At 62.5% G+C, this 14636-nt stretch carries 12 protein-coding genes; 8 read left to right on the top strand and 4 right to left on the bottom strand.

Annotated features, from left to right (window positions below):
• Nucleotides 1-102: 102 nt before the first annotated feature.
• The 6 genes from hisF to I41_RS21505 all read left to right on the top strand — a co-directional run bounded on the left by hisF (nucleotide 103) and on the right by I41_RS21505 (nucleotide 7024).
• On the top strand, nucleotides 103-876 hold the full coding sequence (hisF, locus tag I41_RS21530) for an imidazole glycerol phosphate synthase subunit HisF (RefSeq protein WP_145434967.1): 774 nt from the start codon (nucleotides 103-105) through the stop codon (nucleotides 874-876).
• Nucleotides 877-945: 69 nt separating this feature from the next.
• A complete protein-coding gene (locus I41_RS21525) occupies nucleotides 946-2097 on the top strand; it encodes a type IV pilus twitching motility protein PilT (protein WP_145434966.1) in 1152 nt (383 codons plus the stop codon).
• Entirely contained in the window at nucleotides 2097-3902 is a 1806-nt protein-coding gene (locus I41_RS21520) for a GspE/PulE family protein (protein ID WP_145434965.1), read from the top strand. The genes I41_RS21525 and I41_RS21520 overlap by 1 nt, the downstream gene beginning before the upstream one ends.
• 145 nt (nucleotides 3903-4047) lie before the next feature.
• The gene (locus tag I41_RS21515) at nucleotides 4048-4566 is read left to right on the top strand and encodes a CvpA family protein (RefSeq protein ID WP_145434964.1); all 519 of its coding nucleotides are present in this window, start codon (nucleotides 4048-4050) and stop codon (nucleotides 4564-4566) included.
• Nucleotides 4567-4652: 86 nt separating this feature from the next.
• Nucleotides 4653-5363, top strand: coding sequence for a hypothetical protein (locus I41_RS21510; RefSeq protein ID WP_145434963.1), 711 nt, complete (start codon nucleotides 4653-4655; stop codon nucleotides 5361-5363).
• A 389-nt stretch (nucleotides 5364-5752) separates the two neighbouring features.
• The gene (locus tag I41_RS21505) at nucleotides 5753-7024 is read left to right on the top strand and encodes an outer membrane beta-barrel protein (protein WP_145434962.1); all 1272 of its coding nucleotides are present in this window, start codon (nucleotides 5753-5755) and stop codon (nucleotides 7022-7024) included.
• Between the two features lie 237 nt (nucleotides 7025-7261).
• Here the strand turns inward: I41_RS21505 and I41_RS21500 are convergent, their stop codons facing one another.
• The 3 genes from I41_RS21500 to I41_RS21490 all read right to left on the bottom strand — a co-directional run bounded on the left by I41_RS21500 (nucleotide 7262) and on the right by I41_RS21490 (nucleotide 10576).
• On the bottom strand, nucleotides 7262-7768 hold the full coding sequence (locus I41_RS21500) for a Uma2 family endonuclease (RefSeq protein ID WP_210421028.1): 507 nt from the start codon (nucleotides 7766-7768) through the stop codon (nucleotides 7262-7264).
• A 90-nt stretch (nucleotides 7769-7858) separates the two neighbouring features.
• Nucleotides 7859-9817: a sensor histidine kinase gene (locus I41_RS21495; protein WP_145434961.1), complete on the bottom strand. Its 1959-nt coding sequence runs from the start codon at nucleotides 9815-9817 to the stop codon at nucleotides 7859-7861.
• 9 nt (nucleotides 9818-9826) lie between these two features.
• The gene (locus I41_RS21490) at nucleotides 9827-10576 is read right to left on the bottom strand and encodes a response regulator transcription factor (RefSeq protein WP_246133722.1); all 750 of its coding nucleotides are present in this window, start codon (nucleotides 10574-10576) and stop codon (nucleotides 9827-9829) included.
• A gap of 332 nt (nucleotides 10577-10908) precedes the next feature.
• Here I41_RS21490 and I41_RS21485 point away from each other — a divergent pair, with 332 nt between their 5' ends.
• A complete protein-coding gene (locus tag I41_RS21485; protein WP_145434960.1) occupies nucleotides 10909-11757 on the top strand; it encodes a DUF480 domain-containing protein in 849 nt (282 codons plus the stop codon).
• Between the two features lie 82 nt (nucleotides 11758-11839).
• On the opposite strand, the gene I41_RS21480 is transcribed toward I41_RS21485, so the two are convergent.
• Entirely contained in the window at nucleotides 11840-13234 is a 1395-nt protein-coding gene (locus I41_RS21480) for an MFS transporter (RefSeq protein WP_168207079.1), read from the bottom strand.
• Nucleotides 13235-13572: 338 nt separating this feature from the next.
• On the opposite strand from I41_RS21480, the gene I41_RS21475 reads away from it, so the two are divergent.
• Nucleotides 13573-14634: a bile acid:sodium symporter family protein gene (locus tag I41_RS21475; protein ID WP_145434958.1), complete on the top strand. Its 1062-nt coding sequence runs from the start codon at nucleotides 13573-13575 to the stop codon at nucleotides 14632-14634.
• Nucleotides 14635-14636 lie beyond the last annotated feature (2 nt).

Raw genomic sequence — 14636 nt, 5'->3', positions numbered from 1 at the left:
CCTCTGGTTGACCACCCCTGGTAGCCCACTTAAGCTAAGGGATTCAGGGAACTTCGGGCGTTTTCGCCTCTTTTGGTCGGCAGCTCGCCGACGCTGCCAGCCATGCTTGCCAAGCGCGTCATTCCATGCCTCGACGTCGACCGCGGTCGCGTGGTGAAGGGAACCAATTTCCTGAACCTCCGCGACGCCGGCGATCCCGTGTCGGTGGCGGCGCGATACGAGCAAGAGGGCGCCGACGAACTGGTGTTTCTCGACATCACGGCCAGCCACGAAGGGCGCGACATTATGCTCGACGTGGTTCGCCGGACGGCCGAGCAAATCTTCATGCCGCTCACCGTCGGCGGCGGCATTCGGACGATCGAAGACATCCGGGCCCTGCTGCTCGCCGGATGCGACAAGGTGTCGATCAACTCAGCCGCCGTGCGAGATCCCGAATTCGTTCGCGCGGCCGCGCTGCGCTTCGGCAGCCAGTGCATTGTCGTCAACATCGACCCGAAGCGGGTGGAACGCGACGGCCGCGAGGCGTGGGAAGTCCACATCAATGGCGGGCGGATTGGGACGGGGCTTGAAGCGGTCGCTTGGGCCAAGCAAGTCGAGGCTCTCGGCGCCGGCGAAATCGTCCTCACCAGCATGGACGCCGACGGCACGAAGGATGGCTACGATCTGGAGATCACCGCTGCGGTAAGCGCGGCGGTGTCCATCCCAGTGGTCGCCAGCGGCGGAGCGGGGCGGCCGGAGCATCTGGCCGACGCCGTGACGATTGGCAAGGCCGACGCGGCGCTGGCGGCCAGCATATTTCACTTCGGCGAGTACACCATCCAAGAGACGAAGCGGATCATGGCCCAGCGCGGCGTGCCGGTGAGGCTCTCGGCATAGAGGAATTAAGCTCGCTTCGGACTGGTCGCTTAACCGACCAGCCCATGGGACGCACTGAGGATCAGAAACATGGCCAGCTCCATCAAAGAATCGGACTACGATAGCTTCGTCGCGCCGCATCAGGACCTGGAGATCGACAAGCTCTTCCGTGCTTGCGTCAAGCTGGAAGCGAGCGATCTCCACTTAAAGGTCGGCAAGCCGCCGATGGTTCGCGTCAACGGCACGCTGCGGCCCATGAGCCGGGGGCCGATCGACGATGAGGAGATGGTGCGTCTCTGCTTTCCGATGATGAACGAACGGAATCGGAAGATTTTTGATCACGACGGCGGGGCCGACTTCGCCCATATGCTCGACGTCGACGGCACGAACTGGCGCTTCCGCGTGAACTTATTGCAGCAGTTGGGCCACATCGGGCTGGTCGCACGCCGCGTCAACAGCTGGGTTCCCGACTTCGAGGGCCTTTACCTGCCGTCGACGATCGTCGACCTCTGCACCTACGACCAAGGGATGATCCTGCTCGCCGGCGTCACCGGTTCCGGCAAAAGTACGACGATCGCGTCGATGCTCAACTGGATCAACAAGCGTTACCGCAAGCATATCCTCACGCTCGAGGACCCGATTGAATTCGTCTTCACGGAAGACAAGTGCCTGATCAACCAACGCGAGATCGGGCTCGACGTGGTGAACTTCGAAATCGGCATGAAGCACGCGGTCCGCGAAGATCCCGACGTGATGCTCGTGGGCGAAATGCGCGACCAGGAAACGTTCATGACCGCCATCCATGCGGCGGAAACGGGCCACTTGGTGTTCGGAACCATCCACGCCTCGAGCGCGCCGTCGACGATCGGTCGTATTCTCGACCTCTTCCCGCAAGGGATGCACAACGCGCTGCGGAGTGCGATCGCGATGAACATGAAGGGGATCATCGCGCAAAAGTTGCTGAAGAGCATCAAGCCCGGCGTCGGCCGCGTGCCGACGGTCGAGATCATGAAGTTCTCGCCGACCGTGCGCAAGCTGATCCTCGAAGAGGAGGATCACAAGCTGGCCGATGCGATTCGCATCGGATCGGAAGACGGCATGCAAGACTTCACGCAGAGTCTAAAAAAACTGGTCGACGATGGTTTGATCGACCGCGAAGTGGCCATGGAAGTGGCGCCGAATCGCGAAGCGCTGAAGATGGCGCTCAAAGGCATCGAAGTTAAACAACCTGGAATTCTCTGATGCGGCAGTTGTTGATCGTTTGCTTGTTGCTCACTGCGCTTGCCGCATTGTCGTGGGCTGCGCCGGCGTTGGCTCAAGAGGCCGCCGCGCCTGCCGACCCCGGAGCGGCCGCTGCGCTCGCCGAGCCGGCGACAACGCCGACGGCGCCAGCCAAAACGCCCCCGCTCGCGACCGGCACGCTGCTGGCGATGCTGGTAGGCCCGGCGATCTTGGGCGCGCTGCTCATGATCTGGTCATCGCTGGGCGACTGGGTCAATCGCGACTCGCAGATCTTTGCGCTAGGATATCAGCGGTGGAATCCCGTCGCGTTCTTCCCGTTCGCCGTCGTCGGCGTCGCGCTGCTCTTCGTGCCAGTGCCGTGGTGGGTGCGCCCCGTCGTCCTGGGGATCGTGCTGCTGGCTAGCTTCATGCCTTATGTCGTCGTGCATAACAAGAGCGTGCAGCCGCATGAAACAGTGCTTACCGGCCCGTGGTGGCGTCACTTTTTCGCGATGCTGCTCGGGAAAATCGGCGTCAAGATGAGCGACGAGCGACAGGCGGACTACGAAAAGGGAGCCGCGGTCGAACTGTTCGCAATGGGCGCCGCCGGCCAGAACGAGGACAACGCCAATCTCCTAACGGCCCGCCAGTCGCCAGGCTACCTGCTGGTCAAGGATCTCGTCATCGAGATGCTCAACCGTCGCAGCGATCGCGTGGTGCTCGAATATGGTCCGCAAGGGGTGGCGGTGCGGCACGAGATCGACGGCGTCCTGCATAGCGGCGATGCCCGCGATCGCGAGTCGGCCGACGTGATGCTCGCGGTCATGAAGACGCTCGCCAATCTTGACCCGAAGGATCGAAAGAAGAAGCAGTCGGGCCGCTTCGCCGCCAAGTACGAGAACAAAAAACATCTGCTGCCGATCACGTCGCAAGGCGTCGCCAATGGCGAACGGGTCATCGTCAGTCGACTGAACGAGAAAGCCAAGCCACACACGTACGACAGTCTCGGCCTCCGGGAAGCGTTGAAGGAAAAGTGGGGCGAATTCATGGCCCGCGATCAGGGCTTCGTCGTGTTTTCCGCGATGCCGGCCGGCGGGCTGACGACGATGACCAACGCCTCGCTCGAAGAAACCGATCGCTTGATGCGGGACTTTTTTGCGATCGAGGAGGTGAACCATCGCGAAATCGATATTCAGAATATTACGGTTCACACGTACGACGCGAGTAAGGGCGAGACCCCGGCGACGCTCATCCCCAAACTCGTACGCCTCTATCCGAACGTTTATATCTGTCGCGATCTTGTCGATGCCGAGAGCGCGACGCTGCTGATGAATGAGATCAAGGACGACCGCCTTGTGGTCGCCTGCATGCCGGCTCGCGAGGCCGGCGAAGCGTTGTTGCGGCTATTGCAAATGAAGTTGCCGCAAGCGCAGTTTGCGTCCGTCGTTACCGGCGTGCTCTACCAGCGGCTGATCCGTAAATTGTGTTCCGATTGCAAGGTGGCTTACACGCCGCCAGCCGATGTGTTGAAAAAGCTTGGCATCCCGCAGGGCAAGGTGCAGCAACTTTACCGGCCGCCGAAGCCCGAGGAAATCGAGAAGCCGTGTCAGACCTGCCAAGGCATTGGGTACCACGGCCGCACGGGCATTTTTGAATTGCTCGAAGTGACCGACCAGATGCGGGAGATTCTGGCAAAGCAACCGAGTTTGGAACTGCTCAAGAAAGCCGCCCGGGCGGATGGCCAGCGGTCGCTGCAGGAAGAAGGCATTCTGCTGGTTGCCAAAGGGGTGACGTCGCTGCCTGAGTTAATGCGCGTGTTGAAGTAAGAGAAACGTCAGTCGTCAGTGGTCTGCTGTCAGTTGCGAAGGAGTTTGCAACGAGAGCGACTGCCGACTGACAACCGACCACAAGAATCAACCAAGAACATTCCGCCGAAAGCTCGGCGTAAAAGCTTTTAGAGGCGCTGCCGCCATGTTGTATGTAGCCGTTCTGATGTTCGCCATTTTCTTCGCCGGTTTCGCGATGACCGTCAACGAAGGCATGTGGAATAATGCGATCACGCTCTTCTGCGTGATTCTGGCGGCAATGATCGCGATCCCTGGCGGACTTGCCCTGACGGCCTATGTGTTGGAGCAGGCGAAGCCCAGTCCTGAGAATGAATGGGCATTCAAATTCGCTTGCATCTGGGGCATCTTCTTCTTCGCCGTCATGGTTCTGCGGCTGATTACCGATCGCACGTCGAAGGTGCGCATGAAATTCTTCAAGCCGCTCGACGCCGGCGGGGGCATCTTGCTGGGTCTGGTCGTCGCGCTGATGCTGACAAGCTTCAGCGCACTGATGCTCTACATTCCTTTTGCCGCTGGCGTGTGGAAGACGGCCGAAGCGGCGCCGTGGCAGAATCAGACGATCCAGTCATTCGCGTCGCCCATGTCGTCGGCGGTCACGGCGTTTCATGGTCCCGAAGTACTGCAACAGATCACCACGCAGTGACCCGCCTCGGACTGCAACTCTCCGGCGAATCCGGCCGGCCACTACCAACCGCCGCACTTCTCTCTCCCTTCGCAGGATGCCCAACGGTGAAGCCCTCGCTTGAACCTGCCGACGACGACAAGTACAGCCAGCTTGCTCCCTTGGCTGTGATCGCGCTGCTCTTGGGAATAGCGTCGGTCGCGGCGTTGATCGGGCCTCTGCTGTTCTTGATTCCGGCTGCGGCGATTGGCGCAGCGCTCATCGCGCTCGGCAAGATTCGCGAGTCCGACGGCGCGTTGAGCGGGGCCGGACTGGCGCGCACTGGCCTGGCGCTTGCCGTGGGCTGCCTTGTCGCCGCCCTCGTGCGCGGAGAAGTCCGCGATCGCCTGCTCAAGGATCAGGCCGGAGCCGCTGCCGAGCGCTGGCTCGAGTTGATGACCTCCGGCGAAATTGACGACTCCCGCGCCCTGTTGACGGGCGACGCTGCCGGGCAGCTGGTTCCTCGCGGCGAGCCGGGGACCGCGCCTCGGCCGGTTGAGGAACTGGAACGGATCGCCCGAGAGCGACTGGAGCAAGATCCGCTAGTGCGTGATTTTGCCTCCGTCGAGGACCCGCAGATCGAAGTCGAAACGGTTTCGGAGCCGGTGTTCGATGCCGGTCGAACGATCATCAGCGCCAAGCTCTTCTTGGCCGATCAGGCGACGGGCAGTCACCGTCATGTGCAAATGCATATGTCTCGCAATAAGTTTTACGAATCTGAAGGCGAGCCTTGGCGGGTAGACCGTTGGGAAGCAAGCGACGCCCACGCGGCCCATTGAGAGAGCGTTCTCGCGCCGGTTTGCGAAGCTGCGGCGACTTTGACGGCTCAGCGCGGCAGGCGACCTTGGCGCTCGCTCGGGGCGACGTTTAGTTGCTAGCGAAGTCTGACTTTTCCGTAGCGCGTCGAGTCGCTGCGATGTTCCTTACAACCGGTAAGGTTTCTCATTTTCGGCTAATTCGCCGGGCAAAACCGTTGCTTTCAGTCTCGGCGAGCTCTTCGGCGGTTCTCATGCGCGTCGATAGATGATGGCAAGGCGGATGGACATTCCCGCGTAGGCGATTCCCGGTCGAACCGTTCGGAGCCGCCGTTACCGCTAACAGCAATGCTTCGCCGCTGCTCGGTTGGGTGCTGAGCGGGCTGCGTAGCGAAAGCAGAAGGAGCTATCACGTGAAAGTTAGGACATGGAGAGTCGGGCTGGCCGTCCTGGCGCTCGGAGCGGGCCCAGCGTTCGCCGCCGACAACAGCGGCTGGTCTTATGACAACAACGTTAGCGGCGTCGCGTTCGCCAGCGACTGCTGCGAACCATCCTGCGCCGACCCGACCTGCAGCGACGACGTCGCGTGCGGCGACGGCTGCGCGGCGGGCGGGTTGTTTAGCGGCTGCGGCTTGGCCGGGCCGGTGGAATCGCTGTCGCTGGCGAGCCTGATGGGTCTCAGCGACGACTCGGCGATCGAGGTCGGCGGCTGGACGAACATCGCCTACTACAACAAGAACATCCCGCTGTCGCAGAACTTCGACGACCTCTTGTCGTTCGACGACATCCCCGACCATGCGAACCTCGCCCAGCAGTGGTTCTACATCGGCAAAGTGGCCGACGGGTCCGGCGGTCGCGACTTCGGCGGTCGCATCGACTTGATCTACGGCACCGACGCCCAGAAGACGCAAGCCTTCGGCAACCCCGGCGCGGGGGTGCGCGGCTTCGGCTTCTACGACGCCTCGCTCGACCACGGCTACTACGGCTGGGCTATCCCCCAGGCCTACATGGAAGTGGCCAACGGCGACCTGTCGACGAAGGTCGGCCACTTCTTCACCCCCATCGGGTACGAAGTGATTCCGGCGACCGGCAACTTCTTCCATAGCCACTCGTACACGATGTTCAACAGCGAGCCGTTTACTCACACCGGCGCCCTGTCGACCTACACCGGGTTCGAAGCGTTGACCCTGTACGGCGGCTGGACGGCGGGCTGGGACACCGGCTTCGACAACCTCGACGGCGGCAGCAACTTCCTCGGCGGCTTCGCCGCGAACATCAACGAGAACGTCACCTTCACCTACCTCAACACCTGGGGCAACTTCGGTTGGCGCGGCGGCAAGGACAGCTACTCGCACAGCATGGTGCTCGTGGCCAAGGTGACGGATAAGTTGCAGTACATCGCCCAAAGCGACGTGCTCGACGCGACCCCGAACCCCAACGCCGGTCAACGCGACACGGTCGGCCTTAACCAATACTTGCTGTACGCGTACAGCGACATCATTGGCATCGGCGGTCGCTGCGAATGGTGGAAGGACGACGGCACGTCCTACAACGAAATCACCGGCGGCGTGAACGTCAAGGCGCTCTCGAACCTGGTCTTCCGTCCCGAAATTCGCCACGACTGGGCGCCCGGGGCCGACCTCGACCAAACGACCGCCGCCATCGACGCCATCCTGACTTACTAACTAACCAGTCAGCCCGCTCGCGCGGCTCTACCGAACCGCCACGGCGGAACGCGACAACTCGAAAGTTCTCAACCGGCGGCCGAACTCTAGCGAGTTCGGCCGCCGGCTTTTTTTTTGCAGCGATTATCCGCGCGGTTGGCCTAGCGCTGGTCCGGTGCGCGGTCGCGAGCCTAGGACGCCCAAGAACCCTTTGCGTAAACGGCGTCCAATGCCAACGTGCAGTCAATCGTCGGCAAATCAATCGACGCGTCCAGTCCAGATGCCTCCCGCAATCCCCACACGCCGCCGGCATCGCGCGTGAACAACTCGACGTGGGGGCAATCTTGCGATCAGCAGGTATGCGACGAGCGAGTCGATCTGGCGATAGTGTTCGAACTTCTTGCCGCGGTCGTACTTCTCCGTCGAGTCAGAGAGGACCTCGGCGACCACCTGCGGATTGAGCAGCGTGTCGAACTTGTCATCTTCGAAACGCGGCTTTTCGCAAGTTACGACGATATCGGGATAGGCGTAGAGGCCTGTTTGCGCAACCTTCACGCGAATGTCATTGGCATAAGACTCACATGGTCTTGTGATCAACTGGGCGTGCAACGACGCTGCGATATTGCCCGTGATTAAGTTGTGCTCGCGACTGGCCCCGTCCATCGCGAACATTTCGCCGCGACAGAACTCATGCTTGGCGGGCGTATCGCCCTCAATGGCAAGAAACTCTTCCGCTGGCAGCAGGCGTTCGGGCTGAACTGACATGCAAAACCACGTTCGACGAGTCACTGGAAGTGCCGCAAAAGGCGACTTTCACTTGTAGCTCGGCTACGCAGCCCGAAGAATAGATTGCCTTCAATCGACCGGCAGTCGTAGCGTGACGACCGCTCCGAGCTCGCCTTCGCACCCGCTCACATCGAGTCGGCCGCCAACCTCCTTGGCGAGTCGACGACAGAGAGCCAATCCCAACCCGACGCCGGGGGCCGACTCGGCCGCTTGTTCGGCGCTCTTGCTAAACGGAGCCGAACGGGATGCATGCGCCGTCGAACTGAACCCCGGGCCGTAGTCGCGAATGGTGAGCGCCACAAATTTCCCGTCGCTTGCCGTCGAGAGGACGATGCGGCGATCGGCGGCGCGGGCGGCGTATTTCGCTGCGTTGTCCACTAGATTGAACATGATCTGTTCGACGACGCCGACGTCGATGTTGATCGTCCGGTCCACTGACGACTCGTCAACGTTGCGCGCCAGGGTCATGCCTGCTTGGGCCGCCCGCTCAGCGAGTCGCGGTTCCAAACGATCAATCAACGCCGCGGGCGTGATGCGTACGGTTCGCTGGGGAGTGCGGCCCCGCTCAAGCCGAGCATACGCAAGAACATTTTCCACCAGAAGCGTCAGTCGCTCGGCCTCGGTCCGCAGCGTCTCCAAATACTCGCGTCGACGCTCGGGCGTCGGCGCCATGTCGCGAGCAAGCAAGTCGGCATAAAGCCGAAAGGTAGTCAGCGGCGTGCGAAGTTCATGAGTCACCGACGACACAAATGCAGCGCGCCGCTCGCTCAGCGCCATCACGCCCCGCAACAGCAGCGCGACCGCGCCGAGCGCGAGCGCAAGCGCCATCCAGCCGAAGCTTAGCGCCCATTGCAGCGGGGCGTCGATTGCCGACCCGGCGTGGACGCCCGCGGCCGGCTCACCGACCACTAGCTTCACAGGCAGTCCGGCGAGCATCCGCGTGGGGTCGGCCTCGCTCTCATTGCGGACGGGGACCAAATCTGCGCCCGGAAGCAAATCGGCCAACTCCGCTAGCAGCTCATTTTTCAGTCCCAGCCAGTCAAGCCAACTGCCTTGTACGAATGTCTTCCCGTCGCGATCGACCCGCCGCGCTAGCAATAGTTCGTTGCCGATCCACACCGGGCGGCTTACATATTCGATCGCTCCGGAGCCGCTCGCGGCGCGATCTTCCCATAGGGAATAGTTGCCGAGCTGTTGCTTATTGAACTCTTGCTCAGCTGCTTGCTGGTATCGGTATCCGCGAGACGCGATATCGGAACTCGATGTTCCTAGTTGCTGTTGGGCCGGCGGGCCCTGTTCCCGAGGCTCGTTAGCCGCGCGAGCGATCGTCTCGACGCCAGACGTCGCTGTTTGATGCGCAGGCTCAGCCATCGGCGGTCGGTCGACGGACGCCTCGTCGGCCCGCCGATCCGCCGGTGGAGCGTTAATCTGAGCACTGTTGTCGTAAAAGGGCGTATTCATCGCCCAGACATGGGCGTCGGCACGCGACTGAGTCGATTGCGTTGCCGCCGACGATGGCAGCGGTTGTTTCGGTAGCTCTTGAAGCAGCTTGGAAACGTCGACCATGTTGGCAAGTCTGCTGAGTTTCGCACGATTCGTCGCGGCCGCGGCCGCGGTCATCCCATTGCTGCGCGCCATCTCTAATCGCTCGGCGGGAGGCGCCTGCGGCGAGCTCCAATCCTCGGCCGTGCCGCACTGAAAATTTAGCAGCACATTCTCCGGCGGGCTCGTCAACAGCGGCGACGGCACGAGATCGACGGTCGGGCCTCCCTTGGTCGCCGGCGTCGTTGCAATGAACGACTCATAAAGTTCGTGCGGACGCATCGCTTCAGCGGCAATGAGCGGAGCAAGTTTGGTGTCCATGCGCCAGAGGGCGAGGCTCACATTTTTTTCTAGCGTCGCATTCTCCTGCGCAGTTGAGCGCGCGCGGTCGACTCGCAAGGCGTGGACCGTCAGCCAGCCCATCGCCGCTGCGAGGAAGAATCCGCAGAGGACGAAAGCGAGCCAAATCTGCCAGGGACGTTTCATGGACGTCGTTCAATTCCCGTAGTTCGTACGCCCGCCCGAAGCCAACATGTACCCCCGGCCACGTACAGTAACGAGCACGGCCGGATTCTCTGAATCGTCGCGCAACTTTTCCCGCAGCCGAGCGACGTGCATATCCACCGTGCGCGTGCTGACGCCGCGCGCGTCGATCTGCCAGACGTTTTCCAGCAGTTCTTGCCGCGGCACGGTCCGACCGGCATGGCGCACCAGATAGCGCAGCAGTTGTTGTTCGCGTTCGGAGAGCTCGACCCGCTCGCCGTCGTCGAAGCAGATCTCGCAGCGCGCGAAGTCGACGCGGCCAGCGGCCAGCGACAAATCCTGCACGTCGGTCGGCCGACTTGGCGAACGCCGCAATACCGCATCGACGCGGGCCAGCAGTTCGTTGACGCTGAACGGCTTCACCACGTAATCGTCGGCGCCCAATCGCAGGCCGCTCACCCGATCATTCTCTTCGCCGCGGGCACTGAGAATAATCACGGGCAGAGTTGGTCGTACGTTGCGCACTTCGCGCAGGATGTCGAGCCCCGACTTCCCGGGCAAGACCATGTCGAGCAACAGCAAGTCAAGCTCGCGCCGCACAGCCATCTGGCACCCTTCGTCGCCGTGGCCTGCCTCCAGAACCGTATACCCCGCGTAGGCGAGTGCATCAGCCACCCCGCGACGGATTGCCGCATCATCTTCGATGGTCAGGATCGTTTGCAGGGGCATGGGCCGAGCGACGCCGGGGGTGGAGGTTGCCACGGTTCGAGCAGCCGCCCGAAACTCGGCGTGGCGCGGCGATTCGCTCACCCGCTCAGGTCGGCCGGAGAAATTGCGACCTAACTAAGTTTACCTGAACCGGCCACCCAGGGCAGCGGCGGCATCGTAACGACTCTGTAACAGCTGGCGGACGCTTACCATCCTCCGCGTTGCGGTCATCGGTCCTGCGGCCAGCAAGATCGACCATGAAAACTCCTCCGACCTGGCAAGAGCAGCAAGCGTTGCCGCGCAATCCGTCCCCGTGCGCGGGTTACGCGCACCGCGTCAAACGTTAAACTGGCGGCTTCCGGCAACAATAATGCAGGACGGCATCAATGAGCGAAGCGACTCCCGCACCCAAGTGGCGACTACTCGAGCGAATCGAACGGCGTGTGGCCGGCGTGCTGGTCGAGAAGGCCAAAACGACGCCAGACAACTACCCTCTGTCGGTCAACGCCTTGCTGAACGGGTGCAACCAAAAGAACAATCGCTTCCCCCAAATGACGCTTGATGAAGATCAAGTGACCGACGCACTCGATTCACTGCGCAAGTCGGGAGCCGTCGCCCTGATCCAAGGCGACGGCCGCGTGGAGAAGTACCGCCATTTGCTGTACGACTGGCTCGGCGTCGACAAGTTCGAAATGGCGGTCATGGCGGAGCTGCTCCTGCGCGGGGCCCAAACCCTCGGGGAGTTGCGGGGCCGAGCGGCACGGATGGAACCGATCAAGGACATCGGCGAACTCGGGCCGATCGTCGAACGGTTGCGGGCAAAGAACCTGCTGATTTTTCTGACGCCTCCCGGTCGCGGCGGCGTGGTGACGCACAATCTCTATCAGCCGCAGGAATTGGCGAAGGTCCGCGCCGAACATGGCGGCGGCGACGGCGACTACGACGGCCCGATCGACGTCCCCGCGGCAGCACCTACGCGCAGCCCCAGTGCCGTCGGCGGAACCGACTCAATGCCGCCAAGCGCCGTCCCGTCGTCTCCCGCTCCGGGTCGAAGCGAGGCAAATTCGCAAGAATCCCGCTCCATTTCGGCAGCCGACGGAGGCGCCATCAAACTACTGGCCGACGAAGTAACGGCGCTGAAACGCGAGTTTGCCGAGTATCGCGAACAGTCCGACTCACAGACCAACGAACTCCGCCGCGAACTGGAAGATCTCAAGCGTCAACTAGGCGTCTAGCAGTCGCTCGCACCGAGACGCTGCCGCGACAGTGACCGTCACGTCGTCTCGACGACGTGAGCCGAAGAGCGTCGCCCTCCGGCTAGTTTCTACCCAGCAGGCGGCTGCCAAGCGCGATGATGATCGCCACCGCCGTGAACAGCCACAGCGACGGGTTGAACCCGCCCAGTGCATCGGCCGACGCCCCCATGATCAAGGGTCCCATCGCGCTGCAGCTGATGCCGACCGTCATTGACGTTCCGCGGATCCGCCCGAGGTGGGCCGGACCGAAGTATTGAGCCCACGATGCGCTCGATACCACTGTCATTAACCCTTGCCCGACGCCGAACACCGCGTAAGCCGCCAGCGCCAGAAATCCGCCTGCCGTGGCCAGAATCGTGCACGTAATCGCCGTGCACAGCAGGGCGCCGCTGATCAATTTGCGGATGGCGAATCGGTCGATCAGCGTGCTGCTGGCCAACTGCATCACGGCCATGGAGACGGCCATCAGCGGGGTGGCCCACGCCGTATGGCTTGCCGCGAGCCGATGAGCTTGCAGCAGCGATTCGAGATGAAAGATAAGCCCGGTTCCGATCAGCGACCAGACGCCGGTGGCGATCAGCAGCAGCCAGAACATCCTGGTCCGCAGGGCTTCCTGCAAGTTGAGCGACGGCGGATGGTCTTCGTCCACGAGCCGAAATGAATGGCGGGCGTTTGCACGCTCCTTGGTGGAACCCGGCCCGCGGTGATGCGCAGCAGGTTCGCCGTCTATTCGCTGCCCGACGTCGCTCGGCCGTTCGCGATAGGCGATCACGAGCAGCGGCAACAGGCCGACCAACAAGCCGATCCCAATCGCCGCGTAGGCCGTTCGCCAGCCGACGGCGCCAATCAACAGCATGAGGCTCACTGGCACCAAGGCCATCGAGGCCGCCATGCCGAACTGCATGATGCCGCACGCAAACGGCAGCTTCTTGTCGAACCAGGCGGCGAGCGTATTGGTGGCGAGCAGACTCAGCAGCCCAGCGCCAATCATGCGCAGCCCGAGGCAGGCGACGAATAGCGTCGACGCGTCCTGTACCGTCGAGGCGAGCAGGCAGGCGCCCGCCATCGCCGCCACGGCGGTCAGCAGCGATCTCTTGAGTCCGTAGCGATCGGAAAGGGCGCCCAGGTAAGACAGCGGTATCGCCGCGCACAGCGTTGCCAGCAGATAGGTGGCCGAGAGGTCGGTCTGCGTCAGCGACAACGATTCGCGAATCGACGAATTGAACCGCATGAACCCATACGTTTGCCCCGGCGCGCTGCTGATCATCACCAGCGTTGCCAGGGGGACCATGAGCCAGCCGTAGAATCGCTCGCTCTGCTGCGCCTCGCCGACGGTGGCCATCGCGCCGGCGGACGGATGATCGTGGCGAACTTCGAGACCCCGGGCCGATGTCGCGTGGGAGACAAACTCAAATTCCATCGCCCGGCTGGCGGGCGATGCGGCGACGCGGGACATCAGGATCGACCGGGGTTGGCGGGATCGCGGCGGAATGCTCGGCGAGTTCGAGGTGGTGGATTTCGGGGCGGGAGTATAGAAACCTCGACGGCTGGTGGACACAGCGAATTCGCCCGAAGTTCGTGAAGATTTGGAAAGGATTCGGCTAGCCAAGATCGCGTCGCGGGTAAACGAGATGTCCGACAAAGCGGCGAACGACGAATCGCTACAACCCGACGCTCCGGAACGGCTTGACCCGCCGCGACCCGCGACGATGCGGCAAATCGCCGCTGAAACGCCACCGGCCATCTGTTATCCTGGAGATTACCCGCACCTTTTTTCGCCCTTTTTGAGCAGCGATGGCGTCGATTGATAGCAGCCCCCGCGAGGTCCAGGTCGGAGTCGCGGCGTGGGCGCACTGGCTCCATCGCTACTTCCTCGGGGCCCTGCTCGCTACTTATCTGCTGTCGGGCTTGCTGCCGGGGCCCGGCTCCGTCATCCGCGAGTTCGCCGTCACCTTTCCGGGCGGACACCAAGAGCGGGCGTCGATGCTACTGCTCGCCGTGCTGCTGTTCTGCGCCGCCGCGGTCATCCAGTGGTCGCAAATCAACGATCTGCTCGAACGTCCGTGGGTCGTCGTCGTCGGCTTGCTCACTGCCTGGCTCGGCCCGGCGCTCGTGGTCCTGGCGTTCGGGCCGCTGCTGCCTTGGCTCGACATGCACGACGCGACCGCCGGCATGATGGTCGGCTTCGCAGTGGTGGCGGCGATGCCCGTCGCCAACTCCTCGGCTGGCTGGACGCAGAATGCCGGCGGCAACGTGGCCTTGAGCCTTGCACTGATCGTGCTCTCCATTTTGCTCAGCCCTGTCGCCACGCCGAACGTGCTGAAACTGATGGGTTGGGCCCTTTCGCCCGACGACGTCGAACGAATTGAAAAAATCGTCACGCAATTCTCCGGTTCAAAGTTCATCCTCTGGGTCATCTTGCCATCGCTCGCCGGAGCGGCTGCGGCTTGGCTGGCGGGGCAGCGGCGAATTGCGCGGGCCAAACCCTGGTTCCGCTTGATCACCCTCGTGACGATCCTGGTGCTCAACTACGCCAATGCGTCGCTGGCGATCGCCCAGATCTGGACCGGCGAACGGCCGATGGTGATCCTCATCGCCGCGGTGATGGCGACGGCGGTGAGCCTCGTCGGCATCGTCCTGGCGACATTGCAGGCTCGACTTTTCGGCCTGTCGCGGCCGACCTGGATCGCGCTCGCCTTCGGGCTGAGCATGAAGCACACTGGCCTCGCCCTGGTGCTGGCTGGGTCGTTTCTGCAGGATCAGCCGCGGGTGATCCTCGTGGTGCTGCTCACGACGCTCGCCCAGCATATCGCGGCAGGGGTGATTGACCTGTACGTGCAGCGCTCCAGAAAGTAGCC

The organism is Lacipirellula limnantheis (assembly GCF_007746075.1).
GTDB classification, from domain to species: Bacteria; Planctomycetota; Planctomycetia; order Pirellulales; family Lacipirellulaceae; genus Lacipirellula; species Lacipirellula limnantheis.
This window is presented reverse-complemented; position numbering and strand designations above follow the sequence as displayed.

Coding starts and splice junctions, on each gene's coding strand:
- I41_RS21495 (WP_145434961.1), bottom strand. CDS start 9,817: ATGAAACGTCCCTGGCAGATTTGGCTCGCTTTCGTCCTCTGCGGATTC.
- hisF (WP_145434967.1), top strand. CDS start 103: ATGCTTGCCAAGCGCGTCATTCCATGCCTCGACGTCGACCGCGGTCGC.
- I41_RS21520 (WP_145434965.1), top strand. CDS start 2,097: ATGCGGCAGTTGTTGATCGTTTGCTTGTTGCTCACTGCGCTTGCCGCA.
- I41_RS21485 (WP_145434960.1), top strand. CDS start 10,909: ATGAGCGAAGCGACTCCCGCACCCAAGTGGCGACTACTCGAGCGAATC.
- I41_RS21475 (WP_145434958.1), top strand. CDS start 13,573: ATGGCGTCGATTGATAGCAGCCCCCGCGAGGTCCAGGTCGGAGTCGCG.
- I41_RS21500 (WP_210421028.1), bottom strand. CDS start 7,768: ATGTCAGTTCAGCCCGAACGCCTGCTGCCAGCGGAAGAGTTTCTTGCC.
- I41_RS21525 (WP_145434966.1), top strand. CDS start 946: ATGGCCAGCTCCATCAAAGAATCGGACTACGATAGCTTCGTCGCGCCG.
- I41_RS21515 (WP_145434964.1), top strand. CDS start 4,048: ATGTTGTATGTAGCCGTTCTGATGTTCGCCATTTTCTTCGCCGGTTTC.
- I41_RS21480 (WP_168207079.1), bottom strand. CDS start 13,234: ATGTCCCGCGTCGCCGCATCGCCCGCCAGCCGGGCGATGGAATTTGAG.